Origin of the sequence: Acinetobacter sp. NS-4, from assembly GCF_037402435.1 — a bacterium.
In the GTDB taxonomy this organism is placed as follows: Bacteria; Pseudomonadota; Gammaproteobacteria; order Pseudomonadales; family Moraxellaceae; genus Acinetobacter.
In genome coordinates, this window is sequence record NZ_JBBEUE010000004.1 from 1 (window position 1) to 19914 (window position 19914).

At 39.3% G+C, this 19914-nt stretch carries 18 protein-coding genes; 16 read left to right on the top strand and 2 right to left on the bottom strand.

The window, feature by feature from the left end; genetic code table 11:
* Positions 1-266 precede the first annotated feature (266 nt).
* The 7 genes from WAE57_RS04115 (at position 267) to hisC (ending at position 7381) form a co-directional block, all read left to right on the top strand.
* Positions 267-1721 (top strand): RNA polymerase factor sigma-54, encoded by a 1455-nt coding sequence (locus WAE57_RS04115; protein ID WP_337708500.1) that lies wholly within the window; start codon positions 267-269, stop codon positions 1719-1721.
* 172 nt (positions 1722-1893) lie between these two features.
* Positions 1894-2226: a ribosome-associated translation inhibitor RaiA gene (gene raiA, locus WAE57_RS04120; protein ID WP_337708502.1), complete on the top strand. Its 333-nt coding sequence runs from the start codon at positions 1894-1896 to the stop codon at positions 2224-2226.
* Between the two features lie 137 nt (positions 2227-2363).
* On the top strand, positions 2364-2615 hold the full coding sequence (ibaG, locus tag WAE57_RS04125) for a BolA family iron metabolism protein IbaG (protein WP_086174950.1): 252 nt from the start codon (positions 2364-2366) through the stop codon (positions 2613-2615).
* 6 nt (positions 2616-2621) lie between these two features.
* Entirely contained in the window at positions 2622-3878 is a 1257-nt protein-coding gene (gene murA / locus WAE57_RS04130) for a UDP-N-acetylglucosamine 1-carboxyvinyltransferase (RefSeq protein ID WP_086174949.1), read from the top strand.
* On the top strand, positions 3878-4573 hold the full coding sequence (hisG, locus tag WAE57_RS04135; protein ID WP_337708507.1) for an ATP phosphoribosyltransferase: 696 nt from the start codon (positions 3878-3880) through the stop codon (positions 4571-4573). The genes murA and hisG overlap by 1 nt, the downstream gene beginning before the upstream one ends.
* A 182-nt stretch (positions 4574-4755) precedes the next feature.
* Positions 4756-6054, top strand: a complete 1299-nt coding sequence (gene hisD, locus WAE57_RS04140; protein WP_337708889.1) for a histidinol dehydrogenase — start codon at positions 4756-4758, stop codon at positions 6052-6054.
* Positions 6055-6289: 235 nt separating this feature from the next.
* The gene (gene hisC, locus WAE57_RS04145) at positions 6290-7381 is read left to right on the top strand and encodes a histidinol-phosphate transaminase (RefSeq protein WP_337708509.1); all 1092 of its coding nucleotides are present in this window, start codon (positions 6290-6292) and stop codon (positions 7379-7381) included.
* Positions 7382-7482: 101 nt separating this feature from the next.
* Here hisC and pabB read toward each other — a convergent pair whose 3' ends face one another.
* On the bottom strand, positions 7483-8835 hold the full coding sequence (pabB, locus tag WAE57_RS04150) for an aminodeoxychorismate synthase component I (RefSeq protein WP_337708511.1): 1353 nt from the start codon (positions 8833-8835) through the stop codon (positions 7483-7485).
* A gap of 256 nt (positions 8836-9091) precedes the next feature.
* On the opposite strand from pabB, the gene WAE57_RS04155 reads away from it, so the two are divergent.
* The 6 genes from WAE57_RS04155 to WAE57_RS04180 all read left to right on the top strand — a co-directional run bounded on the left by WAE57_RS04155 (position 9092) and on the right by WAE57_RS04180 (position 17185).
* A complete protein-coding gene (locus tag WAE57_RS04155) occupies positions 9092-10045 on the top strand; it encodes a DUF6160 family protein (protein WP_237788398.1) in 954 nt (317 codons plus the stop codon).
* A gap of 198 nt (positions 10046-10243) precedes the next feature.
* Positions 10244-11077 (top strand): C39 family peptidase, encoded by an 834-nt coding sequence (locus tag WAE57_RS04160; protein WP_237788397.1) that lies wholly within the window; start codon positions 10244-10246, stop codon positions 11075-11077.
* A 46-nt stretch (positions 11078-11123) separates the two neighbouring features.
* Positions 11124-12356: a hypothetical protein gene (locus tag WAE57_RS04165; RefSeq protein WP_337708515.1), complete on the top strand. Its 1233-nt coding sequence runs from the start codon at positions 11124-11126 to the stop codon at positions 12354-12356.
* Between the two features lie 12 nt (positions 12357-12368).
* Positions 12369-14033, top strand: coding sequence for an outer membrane protein transport protein (locus WAE57_RS04170; RefSeq protein WP_337708517.1), 1665 nt, complete (start codon positions 12369-12371; stop codon positions 14031-14033).
* A gap of 32 nt (positions 14034-14065) precedes the next feature.
* Positions 14066-15232, top strand: coding sequence for a putative pilus assembly protein FilE (gene filE / locus WAE57_RS04175; protein WP_337708519.1), 1167 nt, complete (start codon positions 14066-14068; stop codon positions 15230-15232).
* A gap of 21 nt (positions 15233-15253) precedes the next feature.
* A complete protein-coding gene (locus tag WAE57_RS04180; protein WP_337708521.1) occupies positions 15254-17185 on the top strand; it encodes a hypothetical protein in 1932 nt (643 codons plus the stop codon).
* 66 nt (positions 17186-17251) lie between these two features.
* Here WAE57_RS04180 and WAE57_RS04185 read toward each other — a convergent pair whose 3' ends face one another.
* The gene (locus WAE57_RS04185; RefSeq protein ID WP_086174940.1) at positions 17252-17800 is read right to left on the bottom strand and encodes an NUDIX hydrolase; all 549 of its coding nucleotides are present in this window, start codon (positions 17798-17800) and stop codon (positions 17252-17254) included.
* A gap of 125 nt (positions 17801-17925) precedes the next feature.
* Between WAE57_RS04185 and WAE57_RS04190 the strand changes: the two genes are divergently transcribed.
* The 3 genes from WAE57_RS04190 to tsaB all read left to right on the top strand — a co-directional run bounded on the left by WAE57_RS04190 (position 17926) and on the right by tsaB (position 19909).
* Entirely contained in the window at positions 17926-18543 is a 618-nt protein-coding gene (locus WAE57_RS04190; protein ID WP_337708523.1) for a CoA pyrophosphatase, read from the top strand.
* A 35-nt stretch (positions 18544-18578) separates the two neighbouring features.
* Positions 18579-19109 (top strand): gamma carbonic anhydrase family protein, encoded by a 531-nt coding sequence (locus WAE57_RS04195; protein ID WP_337708525.1) that lies wholly within the window; start codon positions 18579-18581, stop codon positions 19107-19109.
* A gap of 131 nt (positions 19110-19240) precedes the next feature.
* Positions 19241-19909 carry a tRNA (adenosine(37)-N6)-threonylcarbamoyltransferase complex dimerization subunit type 1 TsaB gene (gene tsaB, locus WAE57_RS04200; RefSeq protein ID WP_337708527.1) on the top strand — a complete coding sequence of 223 codons (669 nt, stop codon included), beginning with the start codon at positions 19241-19243 and terminating at the stop codon, positions 19907-19909.
* Positions 19910-19914: the final 5 nt, after the last annotated feature.

Consider the following 19914-nt stretch of genomic DNA (forward strand, 5'->3'; position numbering starts at 1 on the left):
GTGCGGGGGAATAAAGGGAAGGTAAAAAGTTTAAATTAAGTCATAAACATCAAAAAGTATAAAAAGCGAGAGCTGCTGTTGCCCCTGATCTGGTCTGTATTTAAATAGTACGCTGAAAGACCGTGTTTGATGGTATTTGCATTTTGCAACGGGTTCGGCTGATCGGATGACAAAAATGTAGGATTTTAAAAAAATCTATGCTATAAAATTATAAATAGGCATAAAAATTGCTTATAACAAATGTTCAAAAAAAGAGTAGAGGAATTATGAAGTTATCGGTTGGATTAAAAGTTGCGAACTCCTTGTCACTGACACCGCAGTTGCAGCAAGCCATTCGTTTGCTTCAATTATCGAGTTTAGAGCTTGAACAGGAAATTCAGGTTCAACTGGATAGTAATCCTTTATTAGAAAAAGTAGAAGAATTATCGAATATTGAAAGTTTAACTTCTTTGGAAGATCAGGAGCGTAATGACAAAGATTTAACCAATGAGTTGAATGCCAATACCTTGCCTGATGATCTGCCGGTGGATACAGATTGGGATGATGTATATACCCATCAACCGACTAGCTTGGGCTCTCCTGAATATGAGGATCGTGAAGATAATCGTCAGGGGCATTTAGGCCTAAAAGAACACGTACTAGAGCAGATTAATTTGTTGCATTTTTCAGCTGTGGATCGCTTGATAGCACATTGTATTGTTGATTCTTTGGATGAAAAAGGGTTTTTGGACGCAGAAATTTCTGAAATCACCGCATCTGTGCAGCATTTATTGGAATCGATGGATTACGATGATGAAGTGGAAGATGATGAAGTTCTGGTGGTTTTAAAACATATACAACATCTTGATCCTGCTGGTGTCGCATCCCGTAACCTAGCTGAATGTTTATCTGTGCAATTAGACAGTTTACCTGTGCATACCGCTTATCGTCGTGAAGCGTTAACCTTGTTAAGTCATTACGAGTTGTTGATTTCGAATGAATTGCCAAAGCTGGTTAAACAGACTGGTTTGAATCCAGATCAGTTGAAATGTGCAGTCGACCTGTTAAAAACATTAAAAGCTTATCCGGGAATGGAGTTTGAAGAGAAAGACTCGGATTATCAAATTCCCGATGTGGTGGTCATGAAAAAGAATGATCATTGGCAAGTACAACTCAATCCAGATGTTATGCCTAAATTACGGGTCAATTCTTTTTATGCCAATATGATTAAACGTGCAGATCAAAGTAACGATAATCAATATCTGCGCAATCAAATGCTAGATGCAAAAAACTTTATTAAAAGCGTTGATGAGCGCCATAAAACCTTATTGAAAGTTGCGACCTGTATCGTAGAACATCAAAAAATGTTTTTGGAAATAGGTCCTGAAGGGATGAGACCTTTGGTACTTCGCGATATTGCAGAAGAAGTTGAATTGCATGAGTCGACTGTTTCACGAGTGACAACCAATAAATTTATGTTGACACCACGTGGCTTGTTTGAGCTGAAATATTTCTTCTCCAGTCATGTTGCGACTACTTCTGGTGGAGAGGCTTCGTCTATTGCGATTCGAGCGAAAATTAAAAAATTAATTTCAGAAGAAAATCCGCGTAAGCCTTTATCTGACAATATTATTGCCAATTTATTGAAAGAAGATGGGATTGATGTGGCACGTCGAACTGTTGCTAAATATCGAGAGTCGTTACATATTCCATCATCTTCTGAGCGAAAAGTCTTGATCTAATTTTTAAAATCTGATTATTCTATGGATTCATTATGACAACATAATGAATCTTTTTTCTTTTAAAGGAGTGGTTGAGATGATTTAAATTGTGAATTGCAGAATTTTTCTTTCTGTCATCAGATCATTTCGGCTATGACTTTAACTAATCCTAAAGAAGGTGAGGGATAGAATTATGCAAATAACAATTCGTGGTCATCACTTAACTATCACCCCTGCAATTGAAGATAATATCCGCTTAAAATTTGCTGAAATGACCAAGCATTTAGACCAAGTTAATAGTATGCAGGTAAAATTGACCAAAGATCATCAAGTAGATAAACGTTCAAGAAAAGGAAGTTTAAATCATATTGCTGAAGCTATTATTCGTGTACCGGGGGCAGAATTATTTGCACAGGCAACAGCTGATGATATGTATACTTCAATTAAAAAATTAACAGAAAAACTTAAAAGACAGTTACATAAGCATCGGAAAATGCAGGTTTCGTCCCAGCCATTGCTAGCATAGTTCGGTTTTTGAACGAAAAGAGGTTTTTGATGACCTCTTTTTTTATATATTAAATGTTATACGTTAATGCTTTATTTTTCATATTTATAGTAAAATGGCAGGTTTTTACACCGTTGGTCCTATAAGAGGTCTTTGTGATGAATAGTGAACAGCTCACTGAAATTTTAAAAGCTGCTTTTCCAGAGGCTGAAGTTGCAGTTAGTGGGCAAGGTGGTAAGTTTGATCTTCGAATTGTCGATGAACAATTTGAGGGCAAGCGTCCTGTCGCACGCCAACAGGCGGTTTATGCTCCGTTAAATTCATATATTGCTAGCGGCGAAGTACATGCAGTAACTATTCGTGCAATGACCCAAGAAGAATGGCGTAAAGCAAGCTTATTCGGAGCTTAGAACTAGATGGATAAATTTTTAATTCAGGGCGGTGTTAAGCTCGAAGGTGAAGTGCGTATTTCTGGTGCAAAAAATGCAGCACTTCCATTACTTGCTGCAATGATCTTGCCTGAAACACCCACTGTTTTGACTAACGTGCCAAACCTGAAAGATGTCAACACCTTAGTGAAGTTGATTGCGGGTTTGGGCGTACAAATTACCTATGAAGGCGACACGGTTAAAGCAGATACCTCAACATTAGACAATCAATTTGCACCATACGAACTGGTCAAAACCATGCGTGCATCAATTTTGGTGCTTGGTCCTTTATTGGCGCGTTATGGCAGTGCAAAAGTATCTTTACCAGGTGGTTGTGCCATTGGCTCACGTCCAGTCGATCAACACTTAAAAGCGCTAGAGGCTTTGGGTGCAGAGATCGAGGTTGAAGCCGGTTATGTTAATGCCAAAGTTGACGGTCGTCTTAAAGGCGGCGAAGTTGTCTTTGATATGGTGACTGTGGGCGGTACTGAAAATATTCTGATGGCGGCGGTATTGGCTGATGGCGTCACCACAATTCGTAATGCTGCGCGTGAACCTGAAATTACTGACCTTGCACAAATGCTCATTGCCATGGGTGCAAAAATTGAAGGACTGGATACAGATACGCTTGTAGTTACAGGTGTTGAAAGCTTACATGGCTGTGAATATGCAGTAGTTGCTGACCGTATCGAAACAGGTTCATATCTGGCTGCAGCTGCTATTACTGGCGGCAAAGTAAAAACAACGCATACTGACCCTGCATTACTTGAAGCAGTTTTAGATAAATTTGAAGAAATGGGTGCAGAAGTTACCCGTGGTGACGACTGGATTGAACTTGATATGATGGGCAAGCGTCCTAAAGCCGTCAGCTTCCAGACTTTGCCGCATCCAGAATTTCCAACCGATATGCAAGCACAGATCATGGCAGTCAATGCGATTGGTCGCGGCTTTGCTACAATTTCTGAAACGATTTTTGAAAACCGTTTTATGCATGTGCCTGAGCTTTCTCGAATGGGAGCAAATATTCAGGTCGAAGGTAATGATGCTGTGGTTACGGGTGTAGAAAAACTTTCTGCAGCGCCAGTGATGGCAACGGATTTACGTGCTTCTTTCTCTTTGGTTTTGGCTGCTTTAGCTGCTGAAGGTGAAACCCTGATTGACCGTATCTATCATATTGACCGCGGTTATGAAGATGTGGAAGCAAAATTACAAGGTTTAGGTGCCCAAATTAAGCGAGTAAGTTAATGAGCGATATGAGAAACGATGATCCAAACTTTGACGTTATGGGTAATTTTGATCATGGTTTAACTTTAGCATTAAGTAAGGGACGTATTTTAAAAGAGACTTTACCTCTGCTAGAAACAGCAGGGATTAACTTGCTGGAAGATCCGGATAAATCTCGCAAGTTGATTTTCCCAACCACACATAAACATGTACGTATTTTAATTTTACGTGCTTCTGATGTACCGACTTATGTTGAAAATGGTGCGGCAGATTTAGGTGTTGCGGGTAAAGATGTGCTGATGGAACATGGCGCACAAAATGTTTACGAGCCATTGGATCTTAAAATTGCCAACTGTAAACTCATGACAGCGGGCAAAGTGAATATGGTTCGTCCGAAAGGCCGTTTAAAAATTGCCACCAAATACGTGAACTTAACCCGTCAATACTATGCAAGCTTAGGTGAGCAGGTTGATGTCATTAAGCTTTACGGTTCAATGGAACTTGCTCCATTGGTTGGTTTGGGTGATTACATTGTCGATGTGGTTGATACTGGTAATACCTTGCGTGCCAATGGTCTTGAACCGCTTGAAGAAATTTGCAAAGTATCTTCACGTTTGATCGTAAATAAAGCCAGCTTCAAACGTAAGCAAACCTTATTGAATCCAATTCTGGCCCAGCTTGAAAAAGCTGTGGAAGAACGTGAAAAAGCTAAATAAGCTTACTGGATAGAAAATAAAAAACCGTCCTGCTGGGCGGTTTTTTTATAGGTGATTTTTATCATAAGAAATATTCATGCGTATCAATGTAATTTTCTATGAAATCCCAAGCAATAGTTGCAGTATAAATGCCCACAATACTCAGGAAACAAGGTAAACTAAACTTTTCCAATTCAAACCTTGTGGGTAAATTGATGCGACGTTTATCGACTCAAGATCAAAACTTCAAGCAAGCTTTTGCTGACTTGTTGGCTTTTGAGACAGTTAGTGATCCTGAACTTTTAAAAACCGTAGACCAAATCATTGCTGATGTTCGTCAGTATGGTGATGCTCATGTTCTTAAACTCACTCAACAGTTCGATCGACATCCAGCGCATCAGTTTTCAGATCTTGAACTGTCACAAGAACAGTTAAAGACCGCTTTCGATGGCTTAAATACAGAAGTGCGTGAAGCTTTAGAATTGGCGGCTAACCGTGTTCGCGAATTCCATCAAGCACAAAAGCAGGATGGCTGGACTTATGTCGATGCTTTGGGTAATACCTTAGGTCAAAAAATTACACCGCTTGACCGTGTCGGGATTTATGTACCGGGTGGTTTAGCGTCTTATCCATCTTCTGTGTTGATGAATGCGGTTCCTGCACATGTTGCGGGTGTGCCTGAAATTATCATGGTGGTTCCGGCACCGAATGGTGAACTCAATCCGCTGGTTTTGGCAGCAGCATATCTGGCCGGCGTTCACCGTGTATTTACCATTGGCGGAGCACAGGCAGTTGCAGCATTGGCGTATGGGACTGAAACGATTCCTTCTGTCGATAAAATTACCGGTCCAGGTAACCGTTTCGTGGCTGCGGCTAAACGTGCGGTGTTTGGTCAAGTCGGGATTGACATGATTGCAGGTCCTTCTGAAATTTTGGTTTATGCCGAAGGCGAAAATAACGCGAAATGGTTAGCAATGGATCTATTGTCTCAAGCTGAGCATGATACTGTGGCTCAAGCTGTTTTCATTACACCAGATGAACAGCTTTTAAACGATGTTGAACAGGCAATTGAAGATCATCTAGCTGAGTTGCCTAAAGCTGATATTGCCCGTACCTCTATTGCCAATCGTGGTGCTTTGGTTTTGGTGAAAGATCGTCAAGAAGCGATTGATTTGATCAACCAAGTGGCGCCTGAGCATTTAGAGCTTTGCCTAGACGAAGCGCAAGAAATGTCTGAAGAGATCCGTCATGCAGGTGCGATCTTTATGGGACGCTATACGCCTGAAGCGATTGGCGATTACTGTGCCGGTCCTAACCACGTATTGCCAACATCGGGTACCGCGCGCTTCTCATCACCGCTTGGCGTATATGATTTCCAGAAGCGTTCAAGCTTGATCATGTGCTCTCAAGAAGGCGTGAAAACTTTAGCGAAAACTGCAGATGTATTGGCACAGCAAGAAAACTTGGATGCTCATGCACGCTCAGCACGTTATCGTTATTAGTAATGAATTGTAGGCTAGATGAAAAAATCTAGTTTTCTAAAATTATAAACCTCTCCCTTGCGCAGCAGTGCTGCTCATCTCCTGAAATGAGATGGGAAACTCATATGATGAGAATAGTTTTGATGTTTAATTCCATTATTCATGAGATGGAGATTCCTCTCCCTGAGCGAGCTTTAAGGATTGCTTTAAAGCAAAGCGCAAGAGAGGTTAGGAGAGGGAAATAAGAGAAAATAAAATGTCGACCATCACAACAGAACAAATGCGTTTTTGGAGTCCTGAAGTACGTGAACTAGAACCTTACGTACCTGGCGAACAACCTAAAATCCAAAATTTATTAAAACTCAATACCAATGAAAATCCGTATCCACCATCACCTAAAGTAGTGGAAGCGGTTCAAGCGGTATTGGTAAATTCAGCAGATGTATTGCGTTTATATCCAGACCCTGATGCATCGGCTTTAAAACAAGCCATTGCCAAGCAGCAACAAGTCGATGTGAGTAATGTCTTTGTCGGGAATGGTTCTGATGAAGTGCTGGCACACATCTTCAAAGCATTTTTTGTACAGGAATTGCCAGTGCTGTACCCGGACATTACCTACAGTTTCTATCCGGTTTATAGCCAGTTCTTTGGGGTAAAAACCAAAGTGCTGCCGCTCAATGACGACTTTGAAATTGTGGTGGATGACTACAAGCAAGCCAACGGTGGGATTATCATTACCAATCCGAATGCACCAACCAGTATTGCACTCGGCTTATCAGCCATTGAAGAAGTTCTTCAGACCAACCCCAATTCTGTGGTGGTGATTGATGAAGCTTATGTTGATTTTGGTGCAGAATCTGCGGTCAATTTAGTGGAAAAATACGACAATTTAGTCGTATGTCAAACCACTTCTAAATCACGTTCACTGGCTGGATTGCGTGTTGGTTTTGCCATTGCACAGCCACATCTCATTGCTGCACTGGAAGCAGTCAAAAACAGTTTTAACTCTTATCCAATCGATCGTTTTGCGATTGCAGCTGCTGTGGCATCTTTTGAAGATCAAGAATACTTCGAAGCGCAAAATGAGAAAGTGATTGCAAGCCGCGAAAAGTTAGTGACGCAATTGGTTGAGCTTGGCTTTAAAGTCTTGCCATCGAGTGCAAACTTTATTTTTGCATCTTTAGTAGATAAAGATGCTGCTGAATTAGCTGCTGAATTACGTGAACGTGGCATTATCGTACGTTATTTCAATAAGCCACGTATTAACCAGTTCCTACGTATTACCATCGGTACGGATGAACAAAACCAGCGTCTGGTGAATACCTTAAAAGATGATATTTTAGCTTGAATCTTTTTAAATCCCGCTTTGCGAAAAAGCAGGATTTAAGCAATAAAAAAGCGAACCTGAGTTAAGACTCGAGTTCGCTTTTTTATTCGTTTTTATAAGGATTATTCCGGTTTATACCAGCTATTGAGCAAATCCAGCATGGCAGAAACTTTATCAAAACATTCCTGATATTCAGCATCGCAATCAGATGCAATGGTGATGCCGCCACCCGCCCAAATGGAAACCTCATCCTGATATTTTTGAATGGAGCGAATCAGTATGTTCCATGAACCTGTACCATCAAAATTAAAATAACCCATAGAACCACAGTAGGCTCCGCGTGGAGCACCTTCAAGTTCCTCGATAATTTGCATGGCCCGAATTTTGGGCGCGCCAGTAATCGAACCACCCGGCAGAGCAGACATGAGCATATGAAAAGGATTGACCTCTTCCCTTAAAGTGGCAGTAACTTCACTGACCATATGGTGAACCTGATTAAATGACTCAATTTCAAAAAGTTTTGGAGTTTTAACAGATCCTGTTTCCGCATACACGCTTAAATCATTACGCAGTAAATCCACAATCATCACATTTTCGGCTTGGTCTTTTTTCGAATGAATTAAACTCTGCTTGGATTGTTCATCTTGTTCGGCATCTTTATAGCGGGGCATTGTACCTTTGATCGGTTTTGTAGTGATTTTTCGGTCTGCTTCAAAATTGATAAACAGTTCGGGAGAACAGCTTAATAATTCAAAATCATCAATTTTAAGATAACCCGAATAAGGGGCATCGGTCAGTTGCCAAAATGCTCCTGCAGTATCCAGCAACAACCCTTGTGCCTTGGCTGTAAATTCCTGAGTCAAATTAATCTGATAGCAATCGCCGGCCCGAATATAATCTTGAACCTGCTTAAAGGCAGTGACATATTGTTGTTGACTCCAGCGTGCAGTACAAGGTTGCGTAAGTGTAAATGTTTGATGGTTTTTATTTTGCTTGTCTTTATCTTGTAAGGCCTCCTGAATCACTTGAAAAATCGCTTCAGCATCATGCTCATAACTAAAAAAAGTCCAGCCTTGATCGGTCAATTTAATATAGCTGTAATAAATACCTAAAAATAAAGAAGGCTGATTTTTGGATCGAATGTTGACCTGTTGCTGGGCAGCCTCATCATAACTGATAAAACCAATTAAACCGCCATTAAAATCAGAATGAGAGTTTTGTAAGCTTTTCTTGAAAAAATGATTGAAATCAATTGATTCAGCATTCTGTTGATATTGGTTTAATGATGTCCTGTTAAATTTCTGAATTTTTTGATTCTGAATCAGCATATATTCGGAGGCAAAAAGTGCAATAACAGGTTGGTTTAAATTTTTTAAGTAAACGACATGGTTTAGATGCGATAGGCATAAAAGAAATTGAGTAGGATTAAGCTGTTGTTTAATCAGCAATTTTTCAAAAATAACAGACTTATTCATACGAGGTTGCTTTATAAAGTCGATACATAGATGACATATTCTATAACATTGTTTATGCATAAAACTTGTAAATACCGTTTATCGGTAACCTATAGATTGCGACCAACAGCAGTTGAACAAAAAATCACACAGATATAACTTAACTAGGGCAAATCAGCTGCTCAAGGAAAGACTCACTATTGTCGAAAAATAAAAAACAATCAGTGAAATCGAGTAGTTAACAATCAAAAAAATAATACTCTTGGGAGAGTACGAAATGAAAAAATTTACTAAACTTGCTTTAGTTTCTTCATTAGCAATTAGTGCAAATGCTATGGCAATGCAAGCAATGGATGATGCTTCATTGGGTGCTACAACTGGTCAAGATGGTATTAACATCGGGATTGGTATTTCTAAAATCGAAATTGAAAAGCTATTAATTCATGATAATGATGGTTTAACTGCTACTGCTTTAGGTGGTACGTCGACTGCAGGTGCAATTGTTATTAAAGGTAATGGCACTGGTGCTACTGCTACTAATGGTATTGTAATTGCTGCAAATATGGCAAGTTTATTACCTTCACATAACTTGGCTGATTTACAAATTGATACCGATGCTGGTACTACTGCAGCTGGTGGGGCATTTATTAATATTGCTGCACAAGTATCTGGCTTAGATATTAGTATTGGTGAGATTGGTGTAGCGAAGTCTGGTGATACAGCTGCAACTGGAATCCGTCGCGGTGCATCAGATAACTATAATAAAATCATAACTGGTCTTAATATTAAAACTGGTGTAATGACTGCAAATGTTCAGTTGGGTGCATCTCCACAAGGGGCTATGATTAACCTTTCTACAACTATGCAAGGTGGTTTGACAATTTCAGATCTTGGTATTCATGATTCTGCTGGTGGCGGTGACATCTGGTTAGGTAAGATCCAAGTAGCTGACGCTAATGGTACTGATTTGTCTATTTCGAATAAAATTAAAGTCACTCCAGGTGGGCTTGTTATTTTAAATGATAGTCCAAATGCAACAGACATTTATGTTCAAGCGATTGCTTTAGGTTCTAAGCCAGCATCTGTTACTACTGCTACACCTCTAGGTGCTCGTGGTACTGCTACTGCAGGTACTATTGGTGATGTAGAAGTGCAAGGTTTACAAACCTATTATATGAATTCACCTACATCAATGGCTAAAGGTTCTGTAATTACGATTTCCGGTCGTTAATTCTGAATTAAAAAAAAGCGCGTGAAATCACGCGCTTTTTTTTACAAAAATAATGTGAAATTCTTCAAAAAAACTAAAAAAAAGCTGTTTTTTTTTATAAAAAAGGTTATCTTCCTTTTTACATGGATGTAGAGCATAAGCTCTAAAAAAATAATGAACAAAGGCACGTCATGCCGCTAACTAGAAAAGTCAAAATATATGTTAGAGATCGCACTAGGCTCGGCATTGATATATTACGCTGCCAAAGAAGCCTTTGAAATTAAGAAAAAACCAGCGGAAGCTGTGTATTACACTGAAACCTTGGATTCTCGGCAAGATTCCTTCAATCGCATGCACCGGGAAGCTGTACTTATTAAGCCCGCCCTAGAAGATCAGTTTAGAGGTATTGTTCGCCAGGCCTATGACTATAGTTGTGGATCAGCTGCATTAACCACATTGATGAATGGTTATGTGGGTACCCAATTATCAGAACAACAGACCATGAATGGTCTATTAAAGTTTGGTGAAACTGAAAAAATTATTGAACGCCGTAGTTTTTCTCTTTTAGATATGAAACGCTTTGTCGCAGCCATGGGTTTGGAAAGTGGTGGATATAAAGGGGAGTTTTCAGATTTAGTTAAACAGGCTGAACCGGCAATTGTGCCAATTTCTTATGCAGGATTTAAACATTTTGTTGTGTTTAAAGCATATAAAAATGGACGTGTTTATGTGGCTGATCCTGCGCTGGGCAATATCAGTTTTGATGAAACGCGTTTCAAAGATATTTGGGAAAATAATACCCTGTTTTTAATTAATGTTGCACCGGAACAAAGAAAAAATTTATTGGCATTGCATGATACAGATTTGCGACATGTTGAAGATGCCACTGTGAATCGCTATGCTTTTGTAGATATTCAATATCCACAATTTTATATGGATAAAATTGCAGATAAAGCCTCAACAATTCGGTTAGATAAAAATGTAAACGAAAGCTCAGAAAAGTTTGGGGAATCAACATATAATTTTTTACGCCTTTATTATAAAAGTAAATAAAGTATAAAAGTGGCAGATTAAAAAAAGAAAAATGGTGGGATGGAATATGAATTGTAAATGGATGAACAAAACTTTATTGGCTTTGAGTGTTCAAATGGCAATAGGGGGGGCATATGCAGCTGAAGAACCAGCACTTGGAGAATATGAGGTTGTAGATCAGCAAGAAACTGAAGTTGACTCTACAGCATCGCAGCCTGCAAATACACAAATGGTAGCAACTGTGAGCGCAGAGGAAGAGTCAGCACTTGGTGAATATGAAGCTGTTGATGAACAAGCTGATGAGGCAACAGCTTTAGCGTCTGTAGATAGTAGTACAACGGCGCAATCACAACCCGTTGATGCACATACACAAGCTTCTTCAGCATTACAACAGCAAGAAGGAGATGCTAGTAAAGAAGCAAACCTGCAAGAAGTTTTTACCTCCAATGAGAGACAATATTCATTAATCAAAAAAGGTGATATTTCATCTTATTATGATATTGATTATACATATTATCGTGATACACAGATTGATGCAGAGATGGCTAATGGGCAGTTGTATCAACTTCGTGTTCAAGAAAATGCAGCTCATTCCATTACCAATACCTTTACTGCTCAGTATGGTATTTTAGATAATCTGACCTTCACTGCTTCAGTCCCTTTAGTTGCTAAAACAGATTTATTAAAAGATGCCTCTACAGCTGGCTTAGGTGATATTTCTTTTGGTGCACGTTGGGAACCATTTCCACTAAAAGCAGGCAGATTACCACTGATTTTATTTGGGAATGTTTCAACCAAAACGGGTGATAGTCCTTATGAAGTTAATGCGACTGATGATTTAGCTACAGGTAAAGGTTATTACTCTGCTGGTATTGGTGCAAGTACGCGTAAGTATATTGATCCTGTTGTACTTTTCGCTTCCGTTTCAGCCAACTATGGTTTTAAGGAAACCGGACTGAACCAGCGCCGTGGTACTCGCGTCATTGATGAGTTTGAACCAGGAATCAGCGGTGGTTTTGCTTTAGGCTTTGCTTATTCATTTAATTATGATGTGTCTATGACTATGTCATATCAGCAAAGTTTTAATACAGGTTCACAATTTACTTATACTTCGGGTGAAAGTTATTCACCGGCTGATCAGACGAGTTCCACTTTAGCAATTTCATTGGGTGTTCGTGTTTCACCTGAGACCATTGTCAACGGAACTGTGGGTATAGGCTTAACAGAAGATGCACCAGATGTATCATTAGGTCTGTCATTCCCACTTGATATTTTAGGTTTCGGTAAGAAACTTCGCTAAGAGGGTAGTCGTATGTATAAGATTCGACTTCGCCCGTTAGCCGCAGCAATTATCGTATCGGGCTGTTCAAGTGCAACTTTTGCTCAATTAGGTACCAACTTATCTGTTGATATCAGATCATTAAGTATGGGGAATGCTGTTACTGCAGATCCTCCAGGAATTAGTGCAATTCATTTTAACCCTGCAGCCTTGACCAAAATTGAAGGTCTGCAGACCGATGTACAAGGGATTCTTGCAAATTTTGACATTAAACGGGAATTCTCAGTTCCTGCTGGTTATAACGTATTTGGCTATTCAGATGACCCGATGGTGTGTAATGATGGACCAGAGGTTTCTTCCGATTTATGTACAGACTTTAAAGGTACCGTCAATGGGGATGTAGAATACGTAAGTCTATACGTTCCCGTATTGAAAAAAATGGTTGATCTTGGTGAAGGTCTACCTATGGCAGCACCTACAGCAGGTATTGCCTATAAGCCACCAGGTTCCAAAACAACATTTGCCACGGCAATGTATGCACCTTTGGTTGCCGGTTTTGGTGCCGAAAATGGTAATCCTGGGAATTATATGGGGCAACAGGTTGCTCTAGAAAGGATTACCTATTTGTCTCCATCTATTGCTTATCAAGTGAATGATGAGTTATCTGTGGGTGCTTCTATTGGTATGTCATACCAAGCCATTGGTCTAAAAACGGATTTGCGTTTTCCCAATGAATTAATTGGTATGTTACGAATGATTGATGAAGTCGTTTGTACGCCTTTTAAAGAAAACTCGGACATTATTACCGACATTCTTTTGTTAGGAATGTGTAACACCAAAGAGGGAATGAATCCATTTGGTAAGTTTGGTCAATTGCAACTTTCCATGGAGCAATCGCTTAGTCCAAGTTATAACTTGGGTATAATGTGGGAGCCGACTGACGATTTTAGCTTTGGTATGGTGTATCAAAGTGCGGCAAAAATGCGTTTAAAAGGCAAATATCATATTGATAATGCAAAGGCACCTCGTGAGCTGATTAATGGCTTAATGTCATCTCCTACGGGCCAAATTCTTGCTGCAATTTTAGGTTTTCCGAATTCTATACCTGCAAGCGAGTCTGGACTTGTTTCAATGGACTTTGAATATCCAGCACATTTTCAGGCGGGAATAAAATATAAGGTTTTACCTGATTTACAAGTTAATTTTGATGTAGGCTGGACAGACTATAAAGCTTGGGACAAGTTTAAATTTGAATTTGACCGACAAGTTTCAGCATTAAAAATTGCCAAATTATTATCTGAAAATATTGGGGACAGTTCTCTTACACTTCCGCTGGCATTTACTTCACCTTGGAATTTTGGCATAGGTGTGGAGTATTCTGCAACGGATCGTTTGAAATTACGAGCCGGTTATGAACCTCGTAGCAGTGCAATTCCTGATAATAAGCGAAATACAATGGTTCCGATTAACAATGCACAATTGTTTGGGTTAGGTGTGGGCTATCGTTTTGATGCAGATACCGATTTAGATTTATCGATTGGTTTTTTACGTAGCAAAGATAATATTCCGGCAAATACAAGTAGTCTGTCAAACCAAACGGGTGTAAATAATATTCTGTTAAATCCATATGCGGGTTTAAATGTTAAAACGGATACCAAAGTTACGATTTTAGGATTGAACTATAGAACACGATGGTAGGTAAATTGAAAATAATGAAAGGGAATTCATTGGTGAAATCGATACTTACACTATGTATGGTGCAGGTATCTTTTTCGCATGCGGGCGAGTTTTATACTATTATTGGGCCAGATGGCCGACCTATGGTGGTACAGCAAAAATACCAGCCCAAAAATAGAGAAACTGAGGTAAGTAAATCTGCATCAGCAGATACTATTGTTCAAGAAAATCAATCAGTCCATTCCTCAATTAATCAATCGGAAATTAAGACTGCTGCTACTCAAACACCCCCATCATTGCAACTAAAGGGGGAAAATAAAGTAGTAGTTCAAAATGCCAAAAAAACAGCTTCTACCCATCTTGATGTGGCTAAAATACCACAAGCGAAGTATGTAGAACCTAAAACTGAGGAAAAGAAAAAAGCTGTATTGCAACCTCAATCCAACCCTAAAAAGGTGGAAGAAACTATACATCTCGCGACCAGTACAGCTAAAGAAGTAAAAGAAGCTAAAAATGCGGAAAACTATGTAACGATTGATGGTACGCAATATATAAAAAATGAATATCTGGAAGACCAGGAATTTAATCTGGAAGGTAAGAAGCGTTTTTATGCTATGCCCGAAGGTATCATCGATACCAAGCATGGAGCGACGCGTTTACAAATGGTTGAGCGTGAAAAAGGGGTGAGTAAATCCCTGCTGCAATCAATTTTTAAGAAGAATCAAAAACAGGATAGTGACCCCATCGCATTGTCATCGACCTATTATCGGGTTTCTCAAGTAGATGCTGTTAAAAGTTTAGGTCAACAATGTATTCAGGATAAAAAAATTAAAAATGCGAAAACTGTCAGTTTGGATAAGGAAGTCAATGTCTGGCCCCGTGCACCATTAAAAGAACAATTTGATTTTGAAATTGTGGAAATTTCCAATGCAATTCAGAATATTCAGATTAACTCTTATGCATCAAGGCAACAGAATCCGACCTTTTATTGGCCATTTGTAGTTTTTTTAGATTCGAGTGGTTGTGTGCTTGAGGGCGCAGGAGGTTTTAAAAATCATGAAGCTGTTGAGTCATCCACTACACATCAAAAAATTGAAGGAATTGTTCATATTCCTGTTCAAAGTCGATATATATTATTGACTCCTTTAGCTAGTGCGATAGATTTGGAAAATAAAGCGCTCACCAATCAGGGTCAATTAAAATTAATAGCAATTCGCTAAGGATATAAGAAGAGAATTAGGATGAAAAATAAATATTTACTCCCTTTTGCCCTCACGACATTGATGGCAGCTTTAAGTGGTTGTGGCGGTGAAAGTGCCAATGTTATTCCTGAAGTCTATGATTCCAGTACGGCACATGGGGCGTGTACTATAGATTCCGCAGGCTGCCTAGGATTTGCATTAGATTATCCATTGGATGGGTTAAATTTTACCTGTAGTAGTGATAAAAAAAATAGCTTTGTCACCTATTTAGATTTACAAAATGGCGTAGCACAAGGCGCGTGTAAAGTTGGGGATACAATTACTTTCTTTATCAAGGGTGAAAAAGATAAAAAAATTAATTTAGGCACATTAAACTTAAACGAAATTGCCAAAGTAAGCACATCACAACTACCTCGTTTGACTATTTTAGATATTGCTTTTGGAATAACAGGGAAGAAGGCTGTAGATATTAATTCGAATACGGATGGCACTGTAAAAGTTGCGATACGAATTGCAAAAATATTGCAAGCACTGGCACAACAGGGCAATAGTATTATGGATCCAACAGATATCCAAGCCTTATATATCACCGATCAGATGAGATCTGATCTTGAAAATATCCTAGAATCTATTGCACAGGAAAAATTTGTCAATGCAACAGATATTGAATTTGAATCTCTCCTTAAACCTTGGGTTGATATTTCTACTATAAGTGATGAACAGGCACGTACTACCGTACTAAAACTCATCACTATTGCAAATGCAGGGGTGTATCAACCGGAGTTTTCGTTATTTTCAACATCTGGTGTTCTTGGTAGTTTATTAAGTGGTTCAGATGGTTTGGTTGGGTGTAATAAAAGTACCTGTGATACTACGGATAATTCAACGCAGCATCTATTTGGACATTTCATGTTGATTACCGATCGTGATGGTTATACTTTCGGAAGTGGTTTGCAATGGCGTGGAGCAGGTATCAGTAATACATCGACTATAGGTGGCTTAAATACAAAACTGCTGACCACCACAAAACCTATTCGTATGACAGCAAATGCACAAAATCATTGGATTAATCCAGTGACCAAAAAAATTGATCAGAATTTTGATTTCCAGGTTGATAACGTACTTACACCTCTAAGCATTTATCAGGGAACCTTATATAATGACTATATGATTGCTGGTAAAGAAAAATTCTATAAGTTATTAACTGGAAAAACAGAAGTGGCTCTGGCGGATAGATATGATTTTGGTTTGTGGCGTCAGACGATAGGAAGTGAAAATTTTCAAGGTACATTGGACTTGTACAAAATTTTCCCTATTACGTATTTAGATAAAAGGGTATTTAAGACAATTAATAATGTGAAATTTGGTGAAGGTTATCTATTCCCGATGTATGCAGATTTAACATTTAAATTTACAGATACAACGGTGCCAGATGTAGTACTCGGAATAGTCATTGACGAAAAGGGGAACATTCGAACCAATATGAAGTCAGACTCTACAGGAGATATGAGTACGGCTTCTTGTGATAGCAGTAAATTTAATGCATCAACTTATGTAAATGATGGTGTACAACAATATCGCATAGGTACGGTATCTCGTGCTTTCACAAATGATAAGACTCTTTCCTTACGTATGGTATTGGCGAATGCAAAGTTGGGTAATATTAATGGTGCTTTAGTCGGTATGAATTCCAATATTAAGACTTCAAGTTCTGGAGATAATATTGTGATTGGCGGAGCTTTACTTAATGTAAGTAACTTATTAAATCTTAATACGGGCACAGCAGAGGTTACATTTAAAGATTCTGCTGTTGATACGGTAAAATGGGCAAGTACCTTAGCAAGCTTCCAAAAAGTTTATAATACCAATAATCAAACGCATACTACTGATGATAAACAACTTGCCAAGTTGAGTGGAGGCACATTAACTTTTTCTTTGGCTTCATGTTATACCGTAAAACCTAAAATCTAACAAAAGCAAAAAAAAAGCCCATCTCATGATGGGCTTTTTTATTGTAGGTTAAAAAATTAGAAAATTTTAACCGGTATGATCTAAACGGGTTCCTAAAGTTTCTAAATGCATATCGAATGAAGCAGTTTTACGGTCTGCAAAATAATGTCTTAAGGTCCGTTCTACGCTTGGAAAAGCAAGTTCAGTCCAGGGAATCTCATGTTCTTCAAATAAATGCGATTCAATGGTCTCTTCACCTGCACCGAATATTCCATTCACTAAATTGGCTTTAAACAGCACATAAATTTGCCCAATTCGGGGAATATTGTACATACAGTAAAGTTGTTCAATTTCGACTTCAGCTTCAGCTTCTTCCCGAGTTTCTCTGGCAGCGCCTTGTTCCATGGTTTCAAACAGTTCCATATAACCTGCAGGCAGGGTCCATAAACCATAGCGTGGTTCAATAGCACGGCGGCAAAGCAAAACTTTATTTTCCCACAATACAAGTGCACCGCAAATCACTTTGGGATTGACATAATGAATATTGCCGCAATCTGTACATACACGGCGTAGTTGATGATCGCCGAGTGGAATTTTTTCCGTTGTTTTATGTCCGCAAATTACACAGAAATTCATATTCATCGTCAATGATAAAGGTGTTGATCAGCATAACTGAAAAATCCAAATTTGGCATCATTTCTATCCTTTGGAATAAAAATTCAGCTATGATGAAATAAAGAAGGTAGCAGGAGCAGTAACACATGGATGACTACTCATTAATACAATTATTACAGCACAGGTTGCGCTTTTCTACGCGTATAAAGCCTGCTCAGGCTGCTGTACTAATTGCGATTACCGATGAGTCCGATCCCAAAGTTTTGCTGACACGCCGTTCTTTATATTTATCCAATCATGCCGGGGAGGTTTCTTTTCCAGGTGGGAAAAGAGATCCACAAGATACCAGTAACATTGTGGTCGCTTTGCGTGAAGCCTATGAAGAAACCGCACTTAATCCATTTGATGTGCAGTTGATTGGTGATTTGCCCATGCAAAAAGCCCGTAATGGCATGCTAGTCAAACCTGTGGTTGGACTGATTCCTGCTGAAGTGGAATTGATACCTCAACCAACTGAAATTGATCGTATTTTTTTTGCATCGCTCAGCAATTTAATGAATGCGCCACCTATTCCCTATGAAGTCCGATATGCGCATCAGTCCTTGTATTTTCCCAGCATGCGTGTGGAAAATGAAATTGTTTGGGGCTTAACTGCGCGGATGCTGGTGTCACTGTTTCAGTATGGTTTGAATTATCAAAAAGAATGGCCTTTTTTATTAAATTCGCCTGCCTTTTACGGCAAAAAACTTAAGCAGACCAGATAAATTCAGCAATATCAAGATTAAGGAAGATGAAAAAAATGATGTACAAATTTAAGGGACATGCACCTCAAGCAACACATCAGCCTTGGGATGGCTGGGTGGCAGATACGGCCACAGTGATTGGTCAAGTGGAAATGGGAAAGCAGGTCAGTGTCTGGTTTGGTGCCGTGATCCGAGGCGATAACAGCAAGATTAAACTTGGTGATTTTACCAACGTTCAGGAAAATGCGGTTTTACATACCGATGCCGGCATTGAAATGCATATTGGCAGTTATGTCACGATAGGGCATCAAGCGATGCTGCATGGCTGTACCATTGGTGATAATAGCTTGATTGGCATTAACAGCGTGATTTTGAATCATGCCGTTATCGGTAAAAATTGCATCATTGGTGCCAATGCTTTAATTCCTGAAGGGAAAGTGATTCCTGACAATTCTGTGGTGATGGGTTCACCTGGAAAAATCGTGAAGACTTTAGATCAGGCAGCGGAAGTCAAATTAAAAATGAGTGCCATGCACTACGCAGAACATTTCAAGAATTTTCAGCATTTAGAGTCTGTTGAACTTTAATTTCTAAAGGATAGGTTTAGCCAAGTATAGACTTGGCTTTTTTGTATCCTGCGAATGGAAAATCTCGCCTAGCACGCATGAGTGGAGTATCATATCCGACGTTTTTATATGTAAATGAATTAAGGTTGTGCATGAAATTGCTGGCATTGGAAACTGCCAATGAGCAGTGTTCCGTTTCTATTGTAGATGACACTCAAGAATTATTTTTTCAATTAGATGCACGAGCAAAAGCACAAACGCAAACGATTCTCCCAATGATCGAACAAGCTTTTAACCAGCTTGATTTGTCTGCTGTTGACTTAACTGCAATTGCATTTAGCCGTGGTCCCGGTTCGTTTAGTGGAGTGCGCATTAATGCGGCGGTCACTCAGGCCTTGGCATGGGCAAACGATTTGCCGGTAGTTCCAGTTTCAAGCTTACAGGCCTTAGCGCAGGCAGCCTATCGTGTAGCGGGTCTACGCTCAGTCACTGCGGTGCTGGATGCCCGCATGAACGAAGTTTATATTGCCAGTTTTGAGCTAGATCAGCACGGCATTATGCAGGCTGTGGATACAGAGCAACTGTTAAATTATAGTGCTGCCAATCAGGCCATCAGATTTGAACTTGTCGGTTCAGGTTCAGCTTTAATTCAGCCTGAAGCTATAGAATTCAAAGAGATTGTTGCCACAGCACAAGATATTGCACAAATTGCACGTATTGCTGCATTGCAGCAGCAGTGGGTTGCGGCTGAAGAAGCACTACCAGTATATTTGCGTGATAATGCGTGGAAAAAAATTCCAGAACAAATTAAAGCAACTTAAGGTTA